The 25,976-nt window shown below is 56.2% G+C and carries 29 protein-coding genes; 20 read left to right on the forward strand and 9 right to left on the reverse strand.

Annotated elements, in window-relative coordinates; translation table 11 throughout:
• Positions 1-48 precede the first annotated feature (48 nt).
• Positions 49-1,221, reverse strand: coding sequence for a substrate-binding domain-containing protein (locus tag G0Q00_RS10765; protein ID WP_163039182.1), 1,173 nt, complete (start codon positions 1,219-1,221; stop codon positions 49-51).
• A gap of 1,234 nt (positions 1,222-2,455) precedes the next feature.
• Between G0Q00_RS10765 and G0Q00_RS10770 the strand changes: the two genes are divergently transcribed.
• From G0Q00_RS10770 to G0Q00_RS10790, 5 genes are all read left to right on the forward strand, one after another.
• Complete coding sequence (locus G0Q00_RS10770; RefSeq protein ID WP_163039183.1) at positions 2,456-3,502, forward strand: hypothetical protein; 1,047 nt, start codon at positions 2,456-2,458, stop codon at positions 3,500-3,502.
• A 110-nt stretch (positions 3,503-3,612) separates the two neighbouring features.
• Positions 3,613-4,650: a hypothetical protein gene (locus G0Q00_RS10775; protein WP_163039185.1), complete on the forward strand. Its 1,038-nt coding sequence runs from the start codon at positions 3,613-3,615 to the stop codon at positions 4,648-4,650.
• A gap of 50 nt (positions 4,651-4,700) precedes the next feature.
• Entirely contained in the window at positions 4,701-5,063 is a 363-nt protein-coding gene (locus G0Q00_RS10780; protein WP_163039187.1) for a hypothetical protein, read from the forward strand.
• A gap of 132 nt (positions 5,064-5,195) precedes the next feature.
• Positions 5,196-5,753, forward strand: coding sequence for a hypothetical protein (locus tag G0Q00_RS10785; protein ID WP_163039189.1), 558 nt, complete (start codon positions 5,196-5,198; stop codon positions 5,751-5,753).
• Between the two features lie 75 nt (positions 5,754-5,828).
• The gene (locus G0Q00_RS10790; RefSeq protein WP_163039191.1) at positions 5,829-6,191 is read left to right on the forward strand and encodes a hypothetical protein; all 363 of its coding nucleotides are present in this window, start codon (positions 5,829-5,831) and stop codon (positions 6,189-6,191) included.
• A 41-nt stretch (positions 6,192-6,232) separates the two neighbouring features.
• Here G0Q00_RS10790 and G0Q00_RS10795 read toward each other — a convergent pair whose 3' ends face one another.
• Positions 6,233-6,907 (reverse strand): hypothetical protein, encoded by a 675-nt coding sequence (locus tag G0Q00_RS10795; protein ID WP_163039193.1) that lies wholly within the window; start codon positions 6,905-6,907, stop codon positions 6,233-6,235.
• A gap of 221 nt (positions 6,908-7,128) precedes the next feature.
• Between G0Q00_RS10795 and G0Q00_RS16005 the strand changes: the two genes are divergently transcribed.
• Positions 7,129-7,362, forward strand: coding sequence for a DUF4139 domain-containing protein (locus G0Q00_RS16005; protein ID WP_163039195.1), 234 nt, complete (start codon positions 7,129-7,131; stop codon positions 7,360-7,362).
• Positions 7,363-7,562: 200 nt separating this feature from the next.
• The gene (locus tag G0Q00_RS10805; protein ID WP_163039197.1) at positions 7,563-7,862 is read left to right on the forward strand and encodes a DNA-primase RepB domain-containing protein; all 300 of its coding nucleotides are present in this window, start codon (positions 7,563-7,565) and stop codon (positions 7,860-7,862) included.
• 235 nt (positions 7,863-8,097) lie between these two features.
• Here G0Q00_RS10805 and G0Q00_RS16010 read toward each other — a convergent pair whose 3' ends face one another.
• The 7 genes from G0Q00_RS16010 to urtA form a co-directional block, all read right to left on the reverse strand.
• Complete coding sequence (locus tag G0Q00_RS16010) at positions 8,098-8,388, reverse strand: ATP-binding cassette domain-containing protein (protein ID WP_370458563.1); 291 nt, start codon at positions 8,386-8,388, stop codon at positions 8,098-8,100.
• 54 nt (positions 8,389-8,442) lie between these two features.
• Positions 8,443-9,447 (reverse strand): ABC transporter substrate-binding protein, encoded by a 1,005-nt coding sequence (locus G0Q00_RS10815; RefSeq protein WP_163039198.1) that lies wholly within the window; start codon positions 9,445-9,447, stop codon positions 8,443-8,445.
• Positions 9,448-9,598: 151 nt separating this feature from the next.
• The gene (urtE, locus tag G0Q00_RS10820; RefSeq protein WP_163039200.1) at positions 9,599-10,294 is read right to left on the reverse strand and encodes an urea ABC transporter ATP-binding subunit UrtE; all 696 of its coding nucleotides are present in this window, start codon (positions 10,292-10,294) and stop codon (positions 9,599-9,601) included.
• Positions 10,295-10,297: 3 nt separating this feature from the next.
• A complete protein-coding gene (gene urtD, locus G0Q00_RS10825; protein WP_163039202.1) occupies positions 10,298-11,038 on the reverse strand; it encodes an urea ABC transporter ATP-binding protein UrtD in 741 nt (246 codons plus the stop codon).
• A complete protein-coding gene (gene urtC / locus G0Q00_RS10830) occupies positions 11,035-12,267 on the reverse strand; it encodes an urea ABC transporter permease subunit UrtC (RefSeq protein WP_163039204.1) in 1,233 nt (410 codons plus the stop codon). The genes urtD and urtC overlap by 4 nt, the downstream gene beginning before the upstream one ends.
• Before the next feature lie 3 nt (positions 12,268-12,270).
• Complete coding sequence (gene urtB / locus G0Q00_RS10835; RefSeq protein WP_163039206.1) at positions 12,271-14,226, reverse strand: urea ABC transporter permease subunit UrtB; 1,956 nt, start codon at positions 14,224-14,226, stop codon at positions 12,271-12,273.
• Positions 14,227-14,279: 53 nt separating this feature from the next.
• Positions 14,280-15,560 carry an urea ABC transporter substrate-binding protein gene (gene urtA / locus G0Q00_RS10840; RefSeq protein ID WP_163039208.1) on the reverse strand — a complete coding sequence of 427 codons (1,281 nt, stop codon included), beginning with the start codon at positions 15,558-15,560 and terminating at the stop codon, positions 14,280-14,282.
• Positions 15,561-15,936: 376 nt separating this feature from the next.
• On the opposite strand from urtA, the gene G0Q00_RS10845 reads away from it, so the two are divergent.
• From G0Q00_RS10845 to G0Q00_RS10905, 13 genes are all read left to right on the forward strand, one after another.
• Positions 15,937-16,788 (forward strand): urease accessory protein UreD, encoded by an 852-nt coding sequence (locus G0Q00_RS10845; RefSeq protein ID WP_163039210.1) that lies wholly within the window; start codon positions 15,937-15,939, stop codon positions 16,786-16,788.
• A 1-nt stretch (position 16,789) separates the two neighbouring features.
• Positions 16,790-17,092: an urease subunit gamma gene (locus G0Q00_RS10850; RefSeq protein ID WP_163039212.1), complete on the forward strand. Its 303-nt coding sequence runs from the start codon at positions 16,790-16,792 to the stop codon at positions 17,090-17,092.
• A 12-nt stretch (positions 17,093-17,104) separates the two neighbouring features.
• The gene (locus G0Q00_RS10855; RefSeq protein WP_163039214.1) at positions 17,105-17,245 is read left to right on the forward strand and encodes a hypothetical protein; all 141 of its coding nucleotides are present in this window, start codon (positions 17,105-17,107) and stop codon (positions 17,243-17,245) included.
• The gene (locus G0Q00_RS10860) at positions 17,242-17,547 is read left to right on the forward strand and encodes an urease subunit beta (RefSeq protein ID WP_163039216.1); all 306 of its coding nucleotides are present in this window, start codon (positions 17,242-17,244) and stop codon (positions 17,545-17,547) included. The genes G0Q00_RS10855 and G0Q00_RS10860 overlap by 4 nt, the downstream gene beginning before the upstream one ends.
• Positions 17,548-17,573: 26 nt before the next feature.
• Positions 17,574-17,909, forward strand: a complete 336-nt coding sequence (locus G0Q00_RS10865; RefSeq protein ID WP_163039218.1) for a hypothetical protein — start codon at positions 17,574-17,576, stop codon at positions 17,907-17,909.
• A gap of 6 nt (positions 17,910-17,915) precedes the next feature.
• Entirely contained in the window at positions 17,916-19,625 is a 1,710-nt protein-coding gene (gene ureC, locus G0Q00_RS10870; RefSeq protein ID WP_163039220.1) for an urease subunit alpha, read from the forward strand.
• Between the two features lie 7 nt (positions 19,626-19,632).
• Positions 19,633-20,073, forward strand: coding sequence for an urease accessory protein UreE (locus tag G0Q00_RS10875; RefSeq protein WP_203564975.1), 441 nt, complete (start codon positions 19,633-19,635; stop codon positions 20,071-20,073).
• The gene (locus G0Q00_RS10880) at positions 20,057-20,710 is read left to right on the forward strand and encodes an urease accessory protein UreF (RefSeq protein ID WP_239058420.1); all 654 of its coding nucleotides are present in this window, start codon (positions 20,057-20,059) and stop codon (positions 20,708-20,710) included. The genes G0Q00_RS10875 and G0Q00_RS10880 overlap by 17 nt, the downstream gene beginning before the upstream one ends.
• Complete coding sequence (gene ureG / locus G0Q00_RS10885; protein WP_163039226.1) at positions 20,707-21,318, forward strand: urease accessory protein UreG; 612 nt, start codon at positions 20,707-20,709, stop codon at positions 21,316-21,318. The genes G0Q00_RS10880 and ureG overlap by 4 nt, the downstream gene beginning before the upstream one ends.
• A 675-nt stretch (positions 21,319-21,993) precedes the next feature.
• Complete coding sequence (locus tag G0Q00_RS10890) at positions 21,994-22,245, forward strand: hypothetical protein (protein WP_163039228.1); 252 nt, start codon at positions 21,994-21,996, stop codon at positions 22,243-22,245.
• Positions 22,246-22,640: 395 nt separating this feature from the next.
• Entirely contained in the window at positions 22,641-24,116 is a 1,476-nt protein-coding gene (locus G0Q00_RS10895) for a hypothetical protein (protein WP_163039230.1), read from the forward strand.
• Between the two features lie 272 nt (positions 24,117-24,388).
• Complete coding sequence (locus G0Q00_RS10900; protein WP_163039232.1) at positions 24,389-25,027, forward strand: DUF1326 domain-containing protein; 639 nt, start codon at positions 24,389-24,391, stop codon at positions 25,025-25,027.
• Positions 25,028-25,037: 10 nt separating this feature from the next.
• Positions 25,038-25,877, forward strand: coding sequence for a DUF2182 domain-containing protein (locus G0Q00_RS10905; RefSeq protein WP_163039234.1), 840 nt, complete (start codon positions 25,038-25,040; stop codon positions 25,875-25,877).
• The last annotated feature ends 99 nt before the right edge of the window (positions 25,878-25,976 follow it).

Here is a 25,976-nt window from a genome sequence, read left to right on the forward strand (position 1 = left end):
GGGTGACCCGAAAGGTCACCCCGAGGACAGGTTCAGAAAATTCCGGGCTTAGTTGCGCACCGGGATTTTCATTTCATCCATACCGATCTCACGCACGAGAACCGGCACACCATAGTCCTTGCCATCCTGAATTTCGGTGCGGAAGTGATACATGGCCTGCATTGCCTGATGGTCTTCAGCGCGGAACATCATCGTGCCTTTGGGGGTCTCCCATGACATGCCTTCCATTGCCTTGATCAAGGCCTCGGTGTCTTCAGCGCCACCAGCCTTTTTGATCGCCTCAACGATCGCAAGACCCGAAGCCATGCCGCCCGCAGTGAAGAAATCAGGCGGGCTGTCAAAACGCTCGAAGTGAGTTTTGACCAGCCACTCGTTCACGGGGTTCTGTGGGATCTCATAATAGTAATAAGTTGCGCCTTCCATACCGGGCAGCTCTTTGTAGGCTTTCAAAGCAGCAAGAATGTTGCCGCCGGTGGCAATCTCAACACCAAAGCGCTCGGGCTCCATCGCATTGATCTTGCTCATGGGGTTGCCACCACCGGCCCAGATGATGAACAGCTTCTTGTCGCCTTCAATGTCACCCATTGCGTTGAAGATCCGTTCGGCGGCGGCGGTGAAATCGGTGGTATCCGTCGGCACGTATTCTTCATGCGCAATAGAAGCACCGGTGGCCCCCAATGCCTCTTTGAATGCGGCCACACCGTCGCGACCAAAGGCATAATCCTGCGCCAAGGTCGCAATGGTCACGCCTTCACCACCCAAGGCCACTGCGTTCGCGATTGCATCCTGCGAAGAGTTGCGACCAGTGCGGAAGATATAGGGGTTCCAGTTGGCGCCGGTGATCGAATCCGCCACAGCAGGTTCGACGATCAGCACACGCTCATATTCCTCGGCGACCGGCAGCATTGCCAGCGCCACCCCCGAACTTACGGGACCGACGGCAATATGTGCATCGTCATCACCATAGGCTTCTTCCAACTGGGCTCGACCGATGTCTGGCTTAAGCTGAGTGTCTTTCTCGATCAGGACGATCTTTTCGCCATTGATCTCCATAGTTCCACCGGTGGCATATTCCAGCCCCAGCTTCAGACCATTGTGTGATTGCGCCGCATAAGCCTCGAACGGGCCCGTTTTGCCATAAACGTGGGCAATGCGGATTTCGGCATTGGCTGCGGATGTCGTCAAAACCCCTGCAGCGGCCAACGCAAAAATGCGTAACATTGAAAGTCCTCCCTAGATTTTCTCCTCAACATGAAACATGATTCATATTTCATGTCAACTTGCATGACCTGCCCAAACACAATCTACTCCTCAGCATGGAAGACGTGACGGCGCCAACCGAAGGGCGGGATGCAACGCTCTGGCGATGCGATTGCAATGACGTCAGTCCACGCCTAATGCGTGCACCCAAATAGAAACCAACGAGCGTTAAACCCAGCTTCGCAGGCGATTGTCATGCACTCGTGAACATCGGGTAGTCGCTCAGAGGTGAGACCGAGAGTCTGCAGCACCCTAAGAAATGAGGATTTCAAACGGACCAAGCTACGATCACTCCAAATGCCTGCCGTGAAGTTTCCCCCCTCAGCCACCCAAATCGAGCACCCCTAGGGTATGAGCCGGAAGCAGCCAGCCCACGAGCTCTTCCCGCATAAAGATCTAAAAGTTTTGGATTCAAACCAGCTCGCCTGTAACCCAAACGAGTGACACAGAGGTGACACAGGACTGCATGCAAACTGGTGACACAATGCACGAACGGTAGACGGATACCGCGTAACCGGTTCAAACCATTATCAAATCTAGGAAGAGGATTTGGTGGAGCCTAGCGGGGTCGAACCGCTGACCTCTTGCATGCCATGGGCGAGATTGGGTTGTCAGGTTAGTTAATGCAATTCAAGTAAAGTGAATTGGAATGAACCAAATTGTAGATCCCCAGAAGACGTAGCGGTCAGGGGGAAAGGTGCAATTTCGCACAATTACGTGGGATTTCGTCGAGTTTGGTGATGGTGACCGTGGAGTGACAAAGTGCGGGATTCACCCATACATCATTGCTAGAAAACGGCTTATGGTTGCTATTAGGAATGATGCTCAAATTTGCGCTCGCGACATGTTTGTCGAGCATTTGTTGATTAGGGATTTTGGGATATTCGAAATCACGCTTGCAGGGACCTTCGCACCTTCATGTGACAAACTTCGCCCCACTATCAACAGACTCTAGCATTCATCCTCAGACAACCATTTAAGAGATCCCACCCCGCCCAGAGCTCTCCTGCCCTAAGCACGATTGCCGCCGATCAACGTCATTGCAAAAAGCATCAAGCTAATTGATAGTTTCAACATAGTTTTTTCAATTAGTGCCAATGCTATATCGAAAAGTTAAAGGCAATTTAGTGATATGAGAAGGAATTTAAACGCGAGAAAGGGTGATGGATCCAGCCATCGGCTTGCAGGTCCGAAGGTGTCAAGTGGTACGTTGATTTCCAATGGGCTGTTCCTTGCAGTCTTTGTTGGGATTTCCTTCGTTATGGACAGCTTTTTTATCCTTTACGCCGCCCTTGCAATCATCGCCGTCGCCGCATTATTTCGGCTGATCCGTGGTCAACCTCTGGTGCCGCTTGCGGCGATTGGCACTGACTACTCCGACGAATATCGCATCGAAGGTGATATGGTCACCGTTGAGAGAGAGGGTGAAGTCCTAACAGCACCTCTTGCCAGTTTCTCTGCGGTGCGATGGTGTGAAAAGACCGTCCAACGCGGCGCGTTGTCTGCGCATCGGCGCCGTCGACAAGATGTATTTCAGATACTGGAACTGGTTCATGAAACTGACAGCAACCGCAACGTAAACCTCTATACATCGCAAGAGGTTACGGGCATGCGCGGACGCTGGCAGGAGGCGGCGAAAACGTGCAATCTGCCGGCCATTCGGGATCTGGGAGATGGAAGAACTGTGCGCCGCGAACCCGAAGATCTGGGAAAACCACTCCGGGATCTCGTCCTTCAAGGTGTGGTGAAAACAAACTTTAATCCCGATGCATCGCCTCCTCCAGGGACTCACTGGACGCTTGACGATGACGTTCTGTACACACACCTGCGACAAGCAGGCGCTCCCATTGTTGTGATCGCTGCGCCGATCCTGTTGTCTGCAGTCATTGTTGGGGTCATGGTCCCGGCTAACCCAATCAACACAGTGTTGGCATTGTCCATTCTGGTGGGCGTCCTTTCTCTATGGCTGTTGATCTCATTCTGGGTACGAGTCACGCCCGAAAGGCTAACTGTCGGTTGGGGTATCGGGCCGCTGCCACTATGGAGGCGTTCCATCGAACTAGCCAAAATCGAAGATGTCCTGATTGGGACGGGGCTGTTGTCGTGGGCGAGTGTCATAATTGAAGGTGAGACCACCATGTTGCGGCTTGGACCTCTTTCCGATGAAAATGCCATTTGGCTATCGGATTTTCTGATAGCCGCTGTTGCAACCGTGCCAGACACGGCTTCGAGAGATCGATAAACAAAACGCCTATCTATCTTGGCCAACATCACATTAGGCAGTTGCAGACAAGCAAACATAGATATGCGGAACACGCATTAAGGCGCAGAATGCTGCCCTAGGAGGGGATGGTGAAACACTCAGATTTCAGCAAGTTGCCAATTACGATTTCATCCTCTGACCGGGTCGGATGCTTTCGAGTTCTGCATTTGTTGATCGGCACACCCGTAGCCCTGTTGGGTGTTTGGTCCCTCTATTGGGGGGACATGTCCGCAATTGTTGTTTTGGCTGGGGTGGTTGCGTTTTCGGGCACTTGCGAATTGCTCGGGTATTTCATCAATCGGCACACCGTTGTGGGCGAGTACACGATAACCCGCGACGGCGTGGCGGCCACCCGGGGACAAGAAATTTGGTTTGAACCTCTTGCTGCCTATTCAGGCATTGAATGGCGCGAGCGAGATCCCATTGGAGAAGGGATGACCGATTGGCGGGTTGACCTTCAACATGGCGCCCAAAGCAGCCGCTCTGTTTGCCTTTTGGAACCTGGACGACTTTCGCGCAATCTGGATGCAGATCTACGAGCCTGGAACCAACTAAAAGATGTGCTGGATTTGGGTGGAACGCGCAGCAAGGTCTCTTCGTGGGACGATCCCGCGCAAGAAGTTGTCCCTGAAGACAAGACCAACGCGGCAGCAGAACAATCAATCAAAACGGAAAGTGAGAACCTCCCATGGATCAAAGCACGGCGCAGCATCGGGATCTGGGGGACATTGCCGATTTATTTTTTCGGATTGGTTCTGTCAATGAACTGGCGCCTAACCAATGGCGCAACAGAGGCGAGTCCGGCAACCGAAGACGGTTTGATCTTGGCGGCAAGCATCGGGTTCATCTTGATTGCAGCTTGGTCTCTGACCACCATAACTCTGCGACAGGATGGTCAGTGCCTTACAATGACCATATCTCTTTGGCGTGCCAAGTTCACTCAACACTCATTTGAACGGGATGAACTGAGTGATGTGTCGACCAGTTTCAGTGGGTTTGGGGTGGGGGTGATCACGTTGCACTTTTCTGACAGCCCACCCGTGTCTGCATATATGGTTCGAAGCTCCGATGTCCGGCGAATGGCAAAGTGGCTAGACCCGATCCGCGTGAAAAACCAGAAGCGCTGACAAAGTGGTGATATTCATGCAACCAGTTAACTCGAGGAATAAATAGGACATTGAAGGTAACGGAAACGCACCTACCAGAACAAAGACAAGGGATAATGTCGCGGCATTGTCTTGAAAAATTCTTGCCTTGGTATCTGTTCTCCTGCGGGCTGCCATTTCTTCCCTATGTACTGAGTTTGATCATTCCCCATAGAAATTGGAATGACATCTGGTTTTGGGCCTCTTTACTGGTACTGGCGGGCTTGGCGGTCGCCTTTAACTTATTGATGGGAGGATTGCTGTTGTGGAATCTGCGCGGACCCAAAAGAGTGTATGTGGCGCTGGCATTTGCCTTCGGAGCTGTGTTCCCACTCATCGTCATCATTGCATCTTATAATTATGCTCCAATCCCGCCGGTAGAGGCGTTGGGATGAAACTGCGGAACAAGCTTCTAATCTGCAACAAAGGATTCAGCTTTGCTCAAGTCGTGAGGGCAGAATGAGGAATATGCTGTGCCGAAAGGAAGTCCACATATGCCAATAAACGGGACAAAGTTAGTTCAGGGAATGGCCCTGGCTGCCCTGTCATGTTGTGCAACTGTTGGTATCGGAGGGTTCGCAGGAGCAATCAAGGCCGTCATCGGTTCCTACATGATTGATATCAGCCTCTTGGCTGTCTGGGTGCTGGCATCGGTCTCAGGGTATTTCTCCGGTCAAATACTGGATCGGATGGGGGCGACGCGGCCTGTGGCTTTTCGTGTGCTTGGCTTCGGCACCGGGGTAGTATTTCTGATCTCGATGTGGATGTGGTTCGGTCTCATGTTGCAGATACATCCCGCCGTCGAAGAACTGATCGGTACGGAAAACTTCTATTTTCCATGGGAAAACCCGATTGAGACATTTGAGGTGATAAGAGCCTATGTTGGTGCCGATGGTCTGCGCATGCAGTTGGTTCTTCTAACCTTTACCACCGCAGTTTTGACGAAGGTCTTTTATGTGGTCGCCGAATTTCCCGGCCTGTCCGGCGCGTGGCTTGTTGCCTTTTGGGTGATTGAATCTTTGGGAGCGTTTGCCTTGGCCTATCTAAACTGCACGGAGCAGAACAAGGATGAGGCTGTAATTTGAGATCTGCCCTGTACGATAAGGTGTTTTGCGATAATATTTGCGAACCCTTTCAATAGAATAGCAAAAGGAAATGGCGTGAAACATATTTCAAAATTGATATTACTCTGGGCTTTGATGATTGCGGCAACTGCATCGGCTGAAGCGCCATATGATGGAATTTACTACCCTGCCGGAGCGCAAGATTGGAGCTGCAACATTGCAGAACTTGGCGGCGATATTGGGGCTTTGGGCGTCGTTGACAGCGTTCTATATGGGCTTGAAAACACTTGCGACCTGGACAATCCGACGCAGATCCGCGACATGGAGGCAACCTTATATGACGCACATTGTTCCGGGGAAGGCTTTACTGACACCCACCGGCTGATGCTGATGACATCTGACAATGGGATATACGTTATCCAAAACGGCTATGTTGTTGAATGGGAACTTTGCCGCTGAAGCCCTGAGCCATATTCAGGTGACTGGCAAGGTGGTCTACTTCAAATAATGACCTGTCGCGGGCGTACCAAGGATGCCGGGGCCGTATCCGACCTTGTTGAAATGGCAAGCTGAGTATCTTCATCACTCCATTCCACATAAGGGATCCTGCCGGAAGACGTACGGGTTCCCGAGCATAATGTCCCACCGATCACATCAAGCTGTTCGCCGGATTGTTTGAAGCGCAGCAGACCCAAAAGCAGCCGCTCCATCAGCGTGATGGTCGGTACTTGATTGTGCTCGAGTTCCCTTTCCGCTTCGCAGCCTTCACGCACCCATATTGTATATGACCCGTGGTCAAAACGTCGATTTTGCAGATCCATTCCATCCAGTTCATCTCGTATTTCCGGATGCACCCAAACATCCATATTGCGTTTCAGAAGCGTGATTACTTGATGCAGGGTGATCTGTTCCGGAACGATGATCAAACGTTCAAACCCATCCACAAAGTCAGGGACAGCAAGATGTAATGGTTCACAGGGAATGCTAACGCTGCGACACAAGGCATCCCATGCCTCAATTTGATCCGTAAGTGTACCCGGCGGGGCAGTCGCGGAAGAACTGAAACGTAAGAATACTGCGGCCTCTGCCGCGTTTATGATCCCATGGACAAGTTTGTTGCGCAGAAGTTGCACCTCGGCGGGCGTTGGTTTGAGACCATCATGAAAAAAGTGCAATCTGAATCTCCAATAGCTGGCTGAATAAGACCAATAGGCAGGCAGTTCACCTCAATGATACCGGCTGCTGAGAACCAAGCAAGTAACGTGAAGTGTTCCGAACTAGAGGAGTGTTCACTCTGGATGCTTTAGTTGCGTTGATCGATGATGCGTTTCCTGAGAAACCCAAGGGCCCCAATCCGCCTTGCTATCCGACACGGCTACTACAAAGTTGATCTGGATTGAATTATATCGGCCATCCCTTTCCCATACCAATCACTATCGAAGACCAGACACCAGTCACGGATGACGAACGCATCCGCGTGGAGTTTCTCTCCGGAACCACGCGCCCAGACCGGGATGAACTGGACGAACGGTTAGGTGTTTATTCGTGGACAAGAACACTGAAACCCGGCGCAACCGAGGAGGTGACTTTCGGATTTCGTGTCACATGGCCAAAAGGGATTTCCAGATAGCCGCCGAATGGAAATCTGAAAACGATAACGCATTAATTCCTTCCGAAGGTTGAGCTCTTGCTTGGCGTCTATGAAGCTCCGGATAGCTCCCCTGAAGTCAGCGACCGCCCAGAAACACTCACAGAGATTTCAGCGTCAATACACTCAAACCAGAGTGCCGCGACCGGAAGGCCAAAAAGGCAGATGTCGCAAAAGTTGCCATGTTCCACGTCGACGTGGATGCTCCCAGTGACTTTGCATTGGCAAGACTGAAAGACTTCACGCCGAGGCCTTCGGTAATCGTCTTTTCAGGTGGCGGGTACCAAGCTTTCTGGCTCTTGGATGAGCCAATGAGTGATCTCAAGAAAGCTGAAGAAATCAACAAGGGTCTCGCGGAACGACTTGGTGGAGACAACTGCCACAACGTTGACCGCATTATGCGCGTTCCCGGCTCCATTAATTGGCCGAATACAAAGAAACGGAGGGCCGGCCGCAAACCTGTTTTGGCCCATGTTCTCTGATTTTTCACGCAAGTATCCGCCCGCAGACTTCGCCAAGTTTCGAATTCCGACGGTACTGGAACCAATGGATACTGGAGGCCCGTCCAAGCCAATCACTCCAACGACCGTGGAGGATGTTGGCCTGCAGGTTGATGATCCTCTATATTCATTGATTATCAATGGCGATGAACTTGAAAGGTCAATTGGTACCAAAGGCGCGGCATATCCATCTCGAAGCGAGGTTGTGTTCAAAGTCTCAATTGAACTTGTACGCCAAGGGTTTCCTCCAGAAATTGTTGCGGGGCTTCTGATAAACCCAGCCTACAAGATCTCTTCGTCGATAATAGAAACCCGTGATCCAAATGCATATGCCCGGCGACAGGCCATCCGGGCCTCTCAACGTCGACTTTCCGCAACCGGACGGGCCGACGACAGCAACAAAGCCGCCTTCTTCCAGCGACATCTCTAACCCGTCGAGCACCGGCAATGGCCCCGTCGGGGTCTGATAGGCGTGGCGCACGCCTTCGATCTTAATCATCGGATACATGGATATGCTTTCAATGGTGGACCGCGCGAGGTGTCCCCGCGCGGTCCGCTCCAGTCATTGCAGCGGAAAACCACCCTCTGGCAGGTATGCATCGGTGTAATACATTGCCGCGTCGGGGGCAGACTGGAATTCATAGGTCGTGGCGATCTGATCCAACGCGCTTGCAAACCGCGCGCTATCCACGCCGCCCATGCCATTGGCCACCGTATAGTCGGTCACAACATTCGCATCGATCGTCAGCTGCAGGCGGCGTTGTTCCAACGCCGGATCGGCGGCGGGGTTGCGTTCCATCAGGCTGGTGATCGCCCCAGCTGGATCCGCGATGGCGTCCGTCCACCCTTTGGCAATCGCGCCCAGAAATCCTTTGATTTCCTCGGAATGTGCGGCGGCGTATTCTGTGTTCACGATGACCGCATTGCCATAAAGATCCACGCCGTAATCCGCCATCAGGATGGTCGAGATGTCGTCCTCGGGCACGTCCAGACGGACAAGGTTCAGGAAAGACGAGAAACTGAATCCGGTGATCGCGGCCACGTTGCCTTCTGCCAGCATGGGTTCGCGGGTCGGAAAGCCCACGGGCTCGACCGTGATCGAGGCCATGTCCAGACCGTTTTCAGCCGCAAAGATCGGGAATTGCGCCCAAGCGCCATCGGGGGGCGGTGCGCCAAGCACTTTGCCCGCAAGGTCAGCGGGCGCCTCAACCCCCAGAGATTTCCGGCCAATCACGGCAAAGGGCGGCTTGTCATAGATCATCATCACAGCGGTCACCGGCGCGCCGGGGTTCTGATCCAGAAACTTGATCAAGCTATTGATGTCTGCAAAGCCGACCGGAAAAGCACCGGTAGCCACCTTTGGGATCGCATCCAGCGATCCGGATCCGGCAGAGATTTCCACCGACAGGTCAACCTCGGCGAAATAGCCTTTGTCGATCGCGACGAAATAGGGGGCAGCAGGGCCTTCGAATTTCCAATCCAACGCAAACGGAAGGGGCGTCTCGGCTTGAGCAGTGGCGCTTAAGACTAAGCTTGCGCCGATGGCAGCAACAGTTCTTAGAAACACATTGATCTCCTGTGATTTCACAAAGGGTTTTGCCCATTGTTGGACATCCAAGATCAGGGTCCAGACGCGCCCCATTGTTTTTGGACCGATTGGTAAAAAAACATTGTAAACGACGCATTTGCAACGGGTTTGCCTGTTGATTGAGCAGAGCTTAGACGGACACTTGCGGCAACAGTTCCTCGCGCGTTGTGTCGGATTTACGGCCCGAGAACACGACCTCTCCGCGACGTAAGACAACGATGCTGTCAGCAAGGTCGTAGGCAAAGTCGAAATACTGTTCGACAAGCACGATCGCCATGTCCCCTTTGCCCCGCAACAGGCGAATGACCTCGCCGATCTGCTGGATGATATTGGGCTGGATGCCTTCGGTCGGTTCATCCAGCAACAGAAGCTTCGGACGGGTGATGATTGCCCGCGCGATGGCCAGTTGCTGCTGTTGCCCGCCGGACAGATCGCCGCCGCGCCGGTCCAAAAAATCCTTGAGGATCGGGAACAAGTCGAACACCTCGTCCGGGATGCGATGATCAGCGGCGGGCAGGCACGAAAACCCAGTTTCCAGGTTTTCGCGAACTGTCAGAAGCGGAAAGATCTCGCGCCCCTGAGGCACCACGGCGACGCCTTTCTTGGCCAACGCATGGGCGGGCATCGGCGGCAGGTTTTCCCCATCCAGAACCATGCGGCCGCCAGACCGGGCATGCATCCCGCAAATCGCGCGGATAAGGCTGGTTTTACCCACACCGTTGGTGCCCATGACGCAGGTGACAGCCCCAGCCTGCGCGTCCAAGGACACGCCGTGCAGGATTTGCGAGTGGCCATAATGCAGCGTGAAATCTTCGATATTCAACATAGTTTAGCGCCCTAGATATACGTCGATGACCTGTTGGTTCGCGGTCACGTGATCCAAACTGCCTTCGGCCAGCACCGACCCTTCATGCAACACGGTGACGCGGCAATTCAGGCGGCGCACGAACTCCATGTCATGCTCCACCACGACAACAGCGCGGGTCTTGGCCGCTTCAACCAGAATTTCCGTCGTGTGCTCGCGTTCTGCAGGCGTCATGCCCGCTGCCGGCTCATCAACCAGCAACAAGCGCGGTTCCTGCGCAAGCAACATCCCGATTTCCAGCCATTGCTTTTGCCCGTGGCTCAGCTCTCCCGATTTTCGGCTCAACGCATCCGAAAGGCCGATCTCCTCGGCCAATTCATCGACACGAGTCAGATCCTGAGCGCTGGCACGATAGAACATCACGGCGAAAGGGCTGCGATTGGCCTGAAGCGCCATCAGCAGGTTTTCCTTCACAGTCTGATCCTCGAACACTGTCGGTTTCTGAAACTTGCGCCCCACCCCTTCGCGGGCAATCCGGGCTTCGGACATCCCCAGAAGCGAGATATTGCGCTCGCCCCAGGTCACACGCCCTTCGTCCGGTCGTGTCTTGCCGGTGACGATGTCCATGAAGGTGGTCTTGCCCGCACCGTTCGGCCCGATGATGGCGCGCATTTCCGCGTCGCCGATGGCAAAGCTAAGGTTGTTGATCGCTTTGAACCCATCAAAGCTGACCGACACGCCCGAGACTTCCAGAAGACGGCTCATTGGCTGGCCTCCTGTTCACGAAGGGCGCCTGCATCGGGGCCCAGATCGGCCCCGTGGCGGTCGGGGCTTTTGCGATACGTCCACAGATCGACCAGCCCACCGATGCCCTTTGGCGCAAAGAGCGTCACAAGCACGAAGCTGAAGCCAAGCACGATCAGCCACCAATCAACCCATTTCAGCGTATAGAATCCAAGGTTCAGATCGGGGGCCTGCCCGCCCGTAAACCACGAGGACACAAGGCTGACAAACACCGCGCCGATGGCGGCTCCATAAAGCCGCCCGCGCCCGCCAATGGCGACCCAAACGGCCAGATAGATGGAAGCGATGGGGGCGATTTCGGCGGGATTGATGATGCCAGCCTGCGGATAGTACAGCGCGCCAGCGACACCCGCGATCATCGCGGTCGCCGTGAAAACGAACAGTTTATAGCCCTCGACCGAGTAGCCCAAGAAACGCACCCGCGCTTCGTTGTCCCGGATGCCGCGCATGACCGATCCAAACTTGCCCGACACCAGCCACGCCGCGAATAGATAGCCCAGTGCAAGTGCCACAGCCGACGCCCAGAAGAACCAGATCGAGATCTGTGCCTGCGGGACGTGGTCCAGCCCCGGCAGGTTCTGCAGCCCGGACAAGCCGTTATTACCCCGCAGCCCGCTGTCGTTCTGGAACAGATACAGCGCCAGCGCCAGTGTCATCGCTTGCGTCAGGATCGACAGATAGACACCTGTCACACGCGACCGGAAGGCCAGCCACCCGAATACAAGCGCCAATAGCCCCGGCACGGCAACCACCAGAATAAGCTGGATCGCGAAACTGTCAGAAAAAGCCCAGACCAACGGAAACTCGCTGGAGCCGACCACACCAAAGATCTGGTTTCCAATCGCGTCGACGATCTCGCTCTCGGTCGGGGGGATCGGTGCCTCTGCCATCGAGGTGACAACGATCCCATGCGTGCGAGCATACATCAGCCACATGCCGATCATATAGCCCCCCAGCCCGAAGAAGGCGAAGTGCCCCAGAGACAGGATGCCGGTATAGCCCCAGACCAGATCCATCGCCACGGCGACAAGCGCAAGGCACAGTGTCTTGCCGAGTGTTTTCACGAAACTGGTCGAGATGAATCCGATACCCGAGCCCTCGGCCAGAACGGTCACGCCCAGCGCGAACACGGCAAGCACGATCAGAAAGATGACGTTTGAGGGGGTGCGTGTCAGAAAGGTATTCGGCATGGTTTAGTCCCCCGCCGCGCGGCCCTTGAGGGCGATGATGCCCCGTGGGCGGAACTGGATGAAGATGATGATAAAGACGATCATGTAGGTCTGAGCGGCCAGCGTATTCGAGGGGTTCAACCACTCGACCCCTTTCTGGAAGAAGCCGATCATCGTGGCCCCGGCCAGCGTGCCCCAGATGTTGCCGACCCCGCCGACAACAACGGTCATGAAGCTTTGCACGATGTAATCGCTGCCCAGTTCTGATGTGACCTTGGCAAACAGGCCGATGGCCACACCGGCGATGCCCGCGATACCCGATCCAAGGCCGAAGGTCAGCATGTTCACGCGTTCCGGGTTGATCCCCATCGAGGCGGCCATCGATCGGTTCTGCGTCACGGCGCGGGTTTCCAGGCCCAAGCGCGTGCGGCGCATGATGAACAGGAAGACGCCAAGGAAGATCAGGGCCAGCACGAAGATCGCGATGCGGATATAGCTGATCGATACCACGTCGTTCAGCACCCATGCCCCATCCAGCCACCCCGGCGCGGTCAGGGGCCGGGCCTGCGTGCCAAAGATGTTCTTGGCCAGCTGTTGCAGAGCGATCGAGATGCCGAACGTGGCCAGCAGCGTTTCCAACGGGCGGTTGTAAAGCCAGCGAATGACCAGACGCTCCATCGCGACGCCAGCGACAAAGGTCACGGCAAATGCCAAGGGCACGGCCAGCAAGATCGACACGGTGTGGTTCGGAACCATTTGCTGCACCACGTAGCCGGTGTAGGCGCCCATCATGATGAACTCGCCATGGGCCATGTTGATGACTCCCATCACACCAAAGGTGATCGCAAGGCCGATGGCAGCAAGGAAATAGATCGACGCAAGCGACAGCGCATCAAGCGTCAAATCGATGGTCTGTCCTGCGGCGACCCGTGTGGTGATGCGATCCAGAGCGTCCTGAGCCGCGGTGGTGATGGCGGCCGAGGGTTCGTTGTAAATCTCGGCAAAACGATGTGCCGCAAGGCTTGTCGCGACGTCCGCATCACTGACCAAGGGCTGAGCAAGGCCCGCATCCACCAGAGCCGCATAGGCACGGGAACGGGCGGCATCGGCGTCCAGCTGCGCGACCGGCACGCCTGCGACGCTGGTGCCATCACTATGTTCCAATAGCGCAAGGCGCATGTCATCCCGCGTAACCTGCGCAGGTGCCATGCCTTGTGCGACCAGCACCCCATAGGCGGCTTCGGACGACAAGGTATCCTGACCGGGCTCTAATACGCGCGCGACGTTCACAGTATCCGGGATATCCCCGGCAAAGGCGGTCAGCTTTGTAGTGACCAGCGGGTTCAGGGTCGCGCGCACATCAAGGCCAAGGTCGCCTGACACTTCGTTGATGGCGGCAATCCGGGTCGGTTCATCTTGGTCATAGGCAATCGTCAGAAGTCTTTCGATCCTGATCTTTCGGGCTTGCAAGACCATATCTCTCTCGCGGTCGATCGAGGCACGCAAGGGCTCCAGAAGCTTTCCGTCTGGCGCGCGTTCGATGGCCAACAACGCCTCGGTGCGCAGAACGGGATCCGGGTCCATCAGCTGAAACTGAACCAACGCGGTCGCGATCATGGCGCGGATCCCACTATTGGGTTTGATCTGCTTTAGATCCGACTTTGGACTGTCTCCGACCACGGCTCCGGTGTCGAAATCGAACAGACGATATGTCTTTGCATCCAGCTTATCTGCGCGAAAGAACAGCCCGTCAGAGGTGCGTATCCACATCTTCTTTGTCTGCCAGGCCCGCATCACTTCTTGTGCTTGCGGAAGGCCACTGGCGGCAACGCCACGGATCGCGGGTTCAATCGTCTTGCGCGAGCTTTGCACGATCAGATCGCTGTGCTCTTGCAGGATATCCTGCATCGGTGTGCTCTGTGCCCAGGCGCTCAGAGTGGTCAGCAGGACCAAAAGCGCGGCGAGGAGGGGACGTTTCATAATGCTCATGCCTCAAGGCCCCGGAGGAGAGAACCCCTCCGGGACAGTTGCGATCAATAGTTCGAATTCATCTGAACGCAGCTTGCGGTCTCGGTGTTGTACATACCGCAGCCCAGATCTTTCCAATCGGACTTCAGCACGGCCGATTCAGGCAGGAAGTCGGTCCAGGCATCGCCCGGCACTTCTTCGGTCTGGCTGATGATGTCAAACTGACCATCTTCCAGAATTTCGCCAATCAGAACCGGTTTCGCCAAGTGGTGGTTGGGCAGCATGACAGCCGTACCACCGGTCAGGTTCGGGAACTCTTGCCCGTACATAGCGGTGCGAACCGCATCGACATCGGTGGAACCCGCTGCTTCGGCAGCATTAACCCACATGTTGAAGCCAATGTAATGCGCTTCCATCGGGTCGTTGGTCACGCGCTCTTCCCCCATGCGGGCCTTCCATGCGGCGACCCATTCGGTGTTGGCGTCACTTTCAGCGGATTGGAAATAGTTCCACGCAGCCAGATGGCCAATCAGGTTCGAGGTATCCAGACCCGACAGCTCTTCCTCGCCAACCGAGAACGCGACGACCGGGATGTCATCCGCCGAAATGCCTGCGGCGGCCAGCTCTTTATAGAAGCCAATGTTGGCGTCGCCATTGATGGTGCTGATTACGCCGACTTTCTTCCCGTCCGCGCCCAATGCAACCACGTCGGCCACGATCTTGGACCAGTCCGAATGGCCAAACGGGGTGTAGTTGACGAAGATATCGTCAGCGGCAATGCCCTTATCCTGCAGATAGCTTTCCAGGATGTTGTTGGTGGTCCTGGGGTAGACATAGTCTGTGCCAAGCAGAGCGAATTTCTCGACCCCCAGTTCCTCCAGGAAATAGTCGGTGGCAGGAATAGCCTGCTGGTTCGGGGCTGCACCGGTGTAGAAAACGTTCTTCGAGCTTTCCTCGCCCTCGTATTGAACCGGATAAAACAGCAGGCCGTTCAGTTCTTCGATCACTGGCAGCACGGATTTGCGCGACACCGAGGTCCAGTTGCCAAAGATCACGTCGACATCATGCACGGTCAGTAGCTCGCGCGCTTTTTCAGCGAACAGAGGCCAGTCCGAGGCAGGGTCGACGACGACCGGCTCGATCTCGCAGCCCAGCACGCCACCCTTGGCGTTCTGCTGCTCGATCAGCATCAGCATTGTGTCTTTCAGCGTCGTTTCCGAAATCGCCATCGTGCCCGACAGCGAATGCAAAACACCGACCTTGACCGGGCAATCGGCGGCTTGGGCCGCAACGGTCATCGCGGCAACTGCGGCAGTGGTCGTCAGTGTAGTTTTCAAAATAGTCATGTGTTTCTCCAGGCGGAGGGGGTCGGGGGTGCTTGCGTTGAAACGCATCTTTCCGTACCCAGTCCCCGCAACTTCTGTTGCACCCGTGTGGCGACCTTTCCGAGCTGCAATTCGTCTGGTCGTCACACACCCGTTTCCCAAGATCTCTCCCGGTGGGCATGAACAGCGATTCTGCGGCGCGGCGCAAAACGCAATCCCTAGGCCATGATTTTTGCCCGCCCTGCATGCGACTGCTTAATTTTTTGGCTGAGCACGGCAGAGAACATTAAAAACCGGGCAATTGTAGTTTTGCAGTGCAGCGTCAGCGGATTTTTGTGGAATCGCGCGCGCACCCTTCGGAAGAAAGTGGGGAAGCGCCAATACCGGCGCCAGCCACATGAGGCCCGCTATAACCCTGTCCACACCAATATCCGCCCCGACGGCCAAGCCGGTTCAACCGCGCGCAATTGGCCGTGTGTCCCTGTCGGTCAAGCCGGGGCCGCGCGGCTCTGTGCTGGACAGCCTGCGCCAGTCGGGGTCGCTGCGCTGCCTATTCCCGCGCCCGAAATCCGATGGGCTAGAGGCGGTCCTCGTAAATACGGCGGGCGGGATTACCGGCGGTGACCGCTTCCAGGTCTCGGCCAACGTGGCACGGGGATGCAGCCTGACGCTAACCACTCAAGCCTCGGAACGGGCCTATCGCGCCCAGCCGTCAGAATTTGGGCAAATGCGGACGGATCTGCAGGTCGCGCCCGGCGCCTGTCTGAATTGGGTGCCGCAGGAAACCATCCTATTTGACCGCAGCGCTCTGGACCGCAGGTTAACCGTAAATCTGGCCCACAGCGCGAAGGCACTGGTCGTCGAGCCTATTGTATTCGGTCGCCAAGCCATGGGCGAAGAACTGGTGGACCTGCGCCTGCGCGATCGCATCAAGATCCGGCGCGAGGGCCAGTCCCTGTTTCTGGATGCCACCCGATTTGATGGTCACATGGCCGCGCATCTGGACCGCCCCCATATCGCAGATGGCGCACGCGCGATGGCCTTCCTGGCTTATATCGCGCCCGACGCTCAGGGGCAGATCGACCATCTGCGCGCGCTCCTACCTGAAACAGCCGGCGCAACCGTGATCGGAGACGACCTTCTGGTTTTGCGCATCCTTGCCGCCGACAGTCACACGCTGCGGCAAAGCCTGATCCCGATCTTGAACCGCCTGACACAACACCAACTGCCCAGATGCTGGATGATCTAAGATGAACCTGACCCCCCGAGAAAAAGACAAGCTTTTGGTCGCATTGGCGGCCGAGATCGCCCGCAAACGATTGGCCCGCGGCGTCAAGCTGAACCACCCCGAGGCAATCGCCCTGATTACCGACGCCGTGGTCGAAGGGGCCCGCGATGGCCGCTCGGTCGCTGACATGATGGAAGCAGGCGCCCAAGTGGTCACCCGCGATCAATGCATGGAAGGCATCCCTGAGATGATCCACGACGTTCAGGTCGAGGCGACCTTTCCCGACGGCACCAAGCTGGTGACCGTCCACAACCCCATTCGCTGAAAGGAACACATGATGAAATATGGTCTTCCTCTAAGTCTCGTTGCGACGCCGGCCCTCGCCCACGGCGATGAGTTTCTTCACTTCCACGCCTCGGACATGCTGGGTCTGGCGTTGTCGGTCCTGCTGATCACAGTCGTCTGGAAACTGTCATGATCCCCGGCGAGCTTTTCCCCGCCGAGGGCGCATTGACCCTGAATGCCAATCGATCGGCGATCACCCTGATGGTGGCCAACACAGGCGACCGCCCGGTGCAGGTCGGCTCACATTATCATTTCGCCGAGGCGAACCCCGCGCTGGACTTTGATCGAAAGGCGGCGCGCGGCCATCGCTTGGATATCGCGGCCGGCACCGCAGTTCGCTTCGAGCCGGGTCAACGGCGCGAAGTCCAGCTTGTTCCAATGGCCGGAGACCGCCGCGTCTTTGGCTTCAACCAACAGATCATGGGAGATCTGTAACCACCAATTGATCAACGGAGACCACAATGAATATCGCAGCAATTTCAGTAGGTGCCACGTTTGAGGCCCTCTATTTCACGCAGTCGGTTCTGGCCCGCCAAGAAAAGGCGTTGAAGGCCGCTTACTACACAATGCTGAATGCCAACCCGATGATCCGTTTATTGGCGCCCGAAGCAAATGGAACCTTTCCTCAAGCCAAACCTGTACCGCCAAAGGCAAAGTCCAGCGCGGCACCTGCCAAACGGAAACCGGCCGCGAAAGCTGCCACCGGCGACGGCAAACCAACCGCGTCCCGCCGTTCGCGCGCGCCGTCCAAACCCAAGGTGCCCGAATTCGCCTCGAAAGCCAAATCCAAGGACTAACCCACCATGCCCGCCACCATTTCCCGCCAAGACTATGCCGCGATGTTCGGTCCCACCACGGGTGACCGGATTCGGCTGGCTGACACCGACCTTGTGATCGAGGTCGAACGCGACCTGACCAGCTATGGCGAAGAGGTGAAATTCGGTGGCGGCAAGGTGATCCGCGACGGGATGGGACAGTCTCAGACCACCCGGACGGATGGTGCCGTGGACACCGTCATCACCAATGCACTGATCGTGGACCATTCGGGCATCTACAAGGCGGATGTAGGATTGAAGGACGGGCGCATCCACAAGATTGGCAAGGCGGGCAACCCGGACACGCAGCCCGGCGTCGACATCATCATCGGCCCGGGCACCGAGGCCATCGCAGGTGAAGGCCGTATCCTGACCGCCGGTGGGTTCGACAGCCATATCCACTATATCTGCCCGCAACAGATCGAAGACGCGCTGCACTCGGGCCTGACCACGATGCTGGGCGGAGGGACAGGCCCGGCCCACGGCACGCTGGCCACCACATGCACGCCCGGCCCGTGGCATATCGGGCGGATGTTGCAGGCCGCCGATGCGTTCCCCATGAACTTGGCCTTCGCGGGCAAGGGCAATGCCTCCCTGCCCGCAGCACTTGAAGAACAGGTGCTGGGTGGCGCCTGCGCGTTGAAGCTGCACGAAGACTGGGGCACCACGCCGGCCGCCATCGATTGTTGCCTGTCTGTGGCCGATGCGATGGATGTACAGGTGATGATCCACACCGACACGCTGAATGAAAGCGGGTTTGTCGAACACACCGTAAAGGCCATGAAAGGCCGCACCATCCATGCGTTCCACACCGAAGGCGCGGGCGGTGGCCATGCGCCGGACATCATCAAGATTTGCGGCGAAGACCACGTGCTTCCCAGCTCGACCAACCCCACCCGCCCCTTCACGGTGAACACGCTGGAAGAGCATTTGGACATGCTGATGGTCTGTCACCATCTGGACAAATCTATCCCCGAGGACGTCGCCTTCGCCGAAAGCCGCATTCGGCGCGAGACCATCGCCGCCGAGGACATTCTGCACGATATGGGCGCCTTTTCGATCATTGCGAGCGACAGCCAAGCGATGGGCCGTGTGGGAGAGGTTCTGATCCGCACTTGGCAGACCGCCGACAAGATGAAAAAGCAACGCGGGCGGCTGGCCGAGGAAACCGGCGAGAATGATAACTTCCGTGTCCGCCGCTATATCGCCAAATACACCATCAACCCGGCCATCGCGCACGGGATCAGCCACGAAATCGGGTCGATCACCGAAGGCAAACGCGCCGATCTGGTGCTGTGGGATCCCGCGTTCTTTGGCGTGAAACCGGAAATGGTTCTGATGGCAGGGACGATTGTGATGGCGCAGATGGGTGACCCGAATGCCTCGATCCCGACGCCGCAACCAGTGTATTCGCGCCCGATGTTCGGCGCCTTTGGCCGCGCGGTCGAGCATTCGGCTGTAACCTTCGTCAGCGAAGCCGCACAAAGCGCGGATATTCGATCCAAACTGGGTTTGGCCAAGCAGACCGTCGCCGTCACCAACACACGCGACATCGGCAAGCAGGACTTGCTTCTGAACGACGCCACCCCGGTGATGGAGGTGAACCCCGAAACCTACGAGGTGCGCGCAGATGGTGAATTGCTAACCTGCCAGCCCGCCGACGTACTGCCCATGGCCCAGCGCTATTTCATGTTCTGAGGAGCGAATGATGCACCTTCCCACCACACACAAAGTGACCCAAAGCCATCATGGCGACGACCATGTGACACTGGACTATGACGCCCGGTTCCTGCGCCGCAAAGTGCTGACCAGCAATGGCGGTATCCAGTTTCTTGTCGATCTGGACCAGACGGCCTCTTTGAACCGTGGTGATGCGTTCCAACTGGATGACGGTCGCCTGATCGAGATTGTCCCGGCCAGCGAAGCACTGATGGAAGTCACGGGCGATCTGACCCGGTTGGCGTGGCATATCGGCAATCGCCATACCCCTTGCCAGATCGAAGACGGTCGGCTTCTGATCCAACATGATCACGTCCTGCGCGACATGCTGGAGCAGCTCGGCGCGACCCTGCGCGATGTCGTCGAGCCTTTCACGCCCGAAGGCGGCGCCTATGGCCACGGACGGACCCATGGCCACGCCCACTGACGCCCAGATCCTGACCCTGACCCAATGGCTGTCACCTGCTTATCCCGTGGGGGCGTTTGCCTATTCGCACGGGTTGGAAGCCGCCGCCAATCAAGGCTGGGTTACGGACGCGCCCAGCCTTGAGGCGTGGTTGGAAGACGTGATCTGGCACGGTGCTGGACGGTCCGACGCCCTTCTTCTGGCAGCTGCGTGGCGGGCAGAATGCGCCCATGAGATCGCCCAGATCGATACAACCGCCCGCGCCTTTGCAGCCTCCAAGGAACGTCTTTTGGAGACGACCCAGCAAGGTGCAAGCTTTGCCTTGGTCACAAGCGACATCTGGGGAGGTGATCTGTCTGGATTGACCTATCCGGTTGCGCTTGGCGTGGCTGCGTCCTGCCACGGCTTGCCGTTAGGACTGACCCAAACGATGTATCTGCAGGCCTTTCTGTCCAATCTGGTCGCTGCGGGTCAGCGGCTGTTACCGGTCGGTCAAACCGCAGGCCAAGCTATGCTGCAGCGCTTGTCCCAATCCTTGCCCGACCTCGCCAAAGAGACCGCGCATGGCGACTTGGATCACCTCGGCGCCACCGCCTTCCTGTCCGACATCGCGTCGATGAAACACGAAACCCAATACTCAAGGATCTTTCGCTCATGACCAGCCCAAACGGCCCCCTTCGCATCGGTATCGGCGGCCCGGTGGGCGCCGGGAAGACCACCCTGACCGCTGCACTGTCCGAATTGTTGCGCGACACCCATTCGATTGGTGTCGTCACCAATGACATCTACACGCAGGAAGACGCCGAGGCCCTGGTGCGAATGCAGGTCCTGCCCTCGGACAGGATCATCGGGGTCGAAACCGGTGGCTGTCCACACACGGCCATCCGCGAGGATGCCTCGATCAACATTGCGGCCGTGGCAGAAATGGTCGATCGACATCCAGATGTGGAAATCGTGTTGATTGAAAGTGGCGGCGACAACCTGTCCGCCACCTTCAGTCCTGAACTTGCCGATCTTACCATCTATGTGATCGACGTGGCCGCTGGCGAGGAAATCCCCCGGAAAGGCGGGCCAGCCATCACCCGATCGGATATTCTGGTGATCAACAAGACCGACCTAGCCCCTCACGTCGGCGCAAGTCTTGAAGTGATGAAGCGCGACGCGGCAAGGATGCGTCCAAACCTGCCAAACCTGTTCACCAACTTGAAGAACCGCAGTGGGGTCGAAGATGTATGGAAGCACATTCGAGCTGTTGGCGGTGTGTAGGATGCACCATTTCCACCAGGCTTGTACCACTCCCCCTAATCGTATGTCGTTGAGGCTATTGAAACGCTGCCGTAGACCTCGTCCTCTCCAATCGTAAAACAGACGCGATCATAGTTAAGATCAGCGATTTCGGCACCAGCTTACTCGACGGTAATCCCCCCGGGCAGGCGACGGACTGAGCGCGAACTTGCCCGTGAGCTGGATCAGATTAAGCCGAAGTTCCTTGGGTTCCTTCTGGACTGTGTCGTTCACGGTCTTGCTCACCTTGCCGAGGTTGAGCCACCTACGTCCGTTCGGATGGCTGACGCCGCGCACTGGCTTGTCGCTGCTGAGGGCGCAACAGGATTTGGCGATGGCGCGATCCTTGATGCCTTGGAGAACTTCTGGCGCAGACCGCTGTGGATGACACCCTAAACGGATAGCGCCGAAGCGGTGACATAGGGTCACTAGTGCCCGTGCGGCGTCACCTAGAAGCCATCATGTGGGGCAATTCTCTGAGGAACAGAACGTCTCAACCTGCAAGATGTGGCTGCCACCACATTTTACGATCTTCGCGGGCGATTTTACGATCATTTTGCGCTTTGGCGGGCTCCTGTCTTCTATGATTTTACGTACGCTTTGCGACGGAGTGGCAATCTGGGTTCATCGAACAAAACATCAAACGGGGACGAGAAAATGACCACCAAGACCGACACAGCCCGCACTTCCATGAGCAGCAAAACCTCATTCTGGCTTCGCGCCCTGAACTGGGTGGCCGATCGTGACGCCGCTTATCGTTCTGCACAGAAGCTTCGGTCCATGCCTGACGAGCGGCTAGAGGACATGGGGATTACCCGCGAACAGACAGAAATGAAGCTTGATCAACGCAAGCCTCGCAAAGCCCGCAGCAACACCTCGCACAAACTTGTTGCCCACAAATTCGGATAAGTACGGGACACCAACCGCCGAGACGGCCTCATCAAAAAGGTCGCAACCGCGCAAGACCAATTGAAGACGCCAGTTAGCCGAATCTAACTGGCGTCAGTTTTTGCACGACGCTCTGAATGTGCGTTTCATCGGCTGATCATGCCGCGCGCCCTTCCCCACACAAAACGCACATGTTGACGAACTCTGCCAAAATGCAATGATTGTGTATGGAGCATTTAAGCCGCACCAAGCCCCTGACAATAAGATTACACGGAGCCCTCGCCGTTTCGGACGGCTTTGCCAAGACCGTTGCGGGGTTATCGCGGCGCGGACAGGGAATGTTGGCATATCTATGCCTGCAGCCCGGAATGCGAGCGGAGCGAACACGCCTTGCTGACTTACTTTGGAGCGATCGTTTGGAAGAGCAAGCTCGTGCGTCATTACGGCAAGAGCTGTCGCAACTTCGGAAAAATCTGCCCGAGGGGGTGCTGTCGACCGACAGGCAATCAGTCTGGCTCGATCAGGATCTGGTTGCTGTGCAGAATGATAGAAAAGGTGAACTGCTTGAAGGCTTCGATCTAAAGTCGGAAGGGTTTGAGGATTGGCTTCGAGAGGCGCGGTCCGCCAATGCGCCTGATCCAAGCGCAGACCCTGACGAGCACGGAACCCCTGTTTTCGCGTCACGCCCCGCTGTGTTGCTGTACTCGTTCGAGGCGCTATCCAATGCGCCTGATGACGAGATGATCGCGGCCGGTCTTGCCGCCGATCTTAAGACAACCCTTAGCTATTGGCGCCGTTTCCCAGTGATAGGGCCAGAGGCAATCGGCTGGAAGACAGCAAAGGAGTTGGATCTGCGCTCCGCAGCCGAACTCGTCAAAGCGGTTTATGCCATTACCGGAACGACCCGGTGCCTGGGTGGAAAACTGAAAATTACGGTTGATCTGAGTGAGACTGAAAATGGGCGGCTTCTCTGGTCCCAGCAGTTTGAAGGCACGCTGGAAGACATCTTCAACTTTCAAGAAGAAGTCAGCCGAGCCATCGTCGCGCAGATCGAACCTCAGCTGTCGCACGCAGAGGCAACGCGTATTGAAAGAACCCGCCCGAAGTCGATTGGACCATGGCAACTGCTCGCCCAAGCAGATGACATCGACAGGAAACGCGGCGAGGCCTACGGAACCATTGAAAGCAACCAAGAGCAGGTCGAATTGATGGACAAGGCCTTGGAAATTCAACCCGATTTCGCACCGGCCCTTGCTCGGAAGGCGCGCGTTCACTTTCGTGAGGGATTGCTAAGTTGGGTCGAGGACCGAGCCGTTTCCTATGCCAATGCGCTTGAACTCTGCAAACGCGCGCTCGAAATTGATCCGGAAAACTGGGAAGCGCACGCGTTCTCGGGTCTGGTCAACATCTTCGGCTATCACAACTATGAACTCGGTGCCTACCATGGCTCGGAAGCGATCAGGTTGAACCCATCAGCAACGATCGCACGTCAAGCCTGTGGTTGCAGTCTTGAATGGATTGGCAAGCCTGAGGAAGCTCTCGAGCATCTGTATTTCATCTTCCGACTTGACCCATCATATGTCGGTCGAGCGGCGGTGCTCGGCGACATCACGACCTGCGAAATGTTTCTTGGAAACCGCGAAGCTTCCCTTGATGCAGCCCGGCAGCTTTTTGCAATTTCAGCAGACTATGCGAGAGGCCTGCAAAGATGCGTATCCACCTTCGGATTTTTCGGAGAACAAGAGCCAGCACAAGACGCGCTTGCCCGACTAAAGCAATTACAACCTGACTTCGATACAAACTATGTCCGCGAAACCTATCCCTACGCGCGGGAGCAGGATCTAGACACCATTCTGACGGGTTTCAGCAACGCAGGCGCCTTCCAAGACTGACTAAGATGGTCTGATCAGACACCATCAATGTCTCGCCGGCTGCTATAGGTTTCTTCCTTCCCCTCTTACCCGGCAATCGATGTCAGGCACATGTCGCATCGCAAACAGCCGCACGGATGCCAGCACCGAAGTTTGGTTCAGTGAAGAGGATGTGATACACTGATCGAAGGTGGAAGGTCTTTCCATTAATCCATTTCACGAGTTCATAGCCCTTCCGACCGTCCGAGGTACGACGTCGAGCACTTATAGCAAATGCTAGGGAGGACTAAGTCGTGACTCAGTGGAGCATAGAGGGAAGAGAACTAGTAAACTGCAATTGTAACTTCGGTTGTCCGTGTCAGTTCAGCGTCTTACCGACCGATGGTTACTGTGAAGCCGCAATCGTTTATGACATCAAGAAAGGCCATTACGGCGACACAAGTCTGGATGGTGTACGTGCGGCTGCGGTCTATAAATGGCCTGGGGCCATTCACGAAGGTAACGGCCAGATGCAAATCATCGTTGATGAGAACGCATCGGAGGACCAGCGGGCCGCCATGGAAGCGATCATCAAGGGTGAAGACACCGAGGAAATGGCGACCATGTGGTTCGTTTACTCGAAAATGGCGCCGACAAAACACGAGACGTTAACCGCACCAATCAATGTCGACATGGATATGGATGAGCGGACGGGAAGTGCAAAAGTCGATGGTGTTTTTGAACTCAACGCCAAACCCATTCCTCACATCGTGCTAGGCACACCGCATCGGGCGCGGATCAATCTGCCCATGGGGTTCGAATATGATGTGGCGGAAGCCGCAAGTGGCAGCACAACGATTTCCGGCGGCGCCATCGCTTTGGAGCGCACAAGTGACAGCCATGCGCATTTCGCCAAGCTAAACCTGACCGGATCCGGAGTGATCGGGCACTAGGTCGACGAACATGGATAATCTTAACCACCCAAATGGGCCCGGGGCAATAGAGCGCTTGCTGGGTGCAGACAGGGCAATTGTGCTAAGCGCCGTTGCCCTGATCGTCCTGTTTTCAGCAGTCTACACTGTCTTAGGGATCGGAATGCAGATGTCGGCCATCGATATGACACGCATGGCCCGCCCAATAGGAAATCCGATGGCCATGGGGACCGGACCGACATGGACGATCGGCTATATCGCCCTGACCTTCCTGATGTGGTGGGTCATGATGATCGCCATGATGACCCCCAGCGCCACGCCAACACTTCTTCTATATTCAGCAATGAAACGTGTCAGCGCCGAGCCCGAATCGACCCCGCAATACACGCTTTTCTTTCTGTTCGGGTACCTGCTTTCCTGGGCGGCATTCAGTGCGTTTGCGGTGGCCCTACAATCAAAGTTGCAGTCACTGGGATTGATATCGCCGCAGATGATGACGCTGAACTCGCAGCTGATCGCTGGGATAGTTCTGATCGGCGCAGGGCTCTATCAATTCACATCTCTCAAGCAAGCATGTCTACGCCGCTGCCAGTCCCCGGCGCAGTTTCTAACCAAACACCGCCGGACAGGCAAAACCGGCGCATTGTTGATGGGGGTACACCATGGCTCCTACTGCCTAGGATGCTGTTGGGCGCTTATGGCGCTGTTATTCGTGGGCGGGGTCATGAACCTGTATTGGATCACCGGCTTGGCAATCTATGTCGCCCTTGAAAAACTGACAGCGCAGGGGCAACGTCTTGCACGCGTCGCGGGTGTCGCCTTGTTTTGCTTCGGTGCATACCTGTTGCTCGCACACTTCAGCGCCGTATAGGGCGGCTCTGACGCAACAAACTCCTGTTTTGAGTTTCTCTTCACATTAGCCACCCAAACCGAGTGACACAGAGGTGACACAGGACTGCATGCAAACTGG

The sequence above is a fragment of the Aliiroseovarius sp. PrR006 genome (assembly GCF_010500215.1).
Lineage (GTDB): Bacteria > Pseudomonadota > Alphaproteobacteria > Rhodobacterales > Rhodobacteraceae > Aliiroseovarius.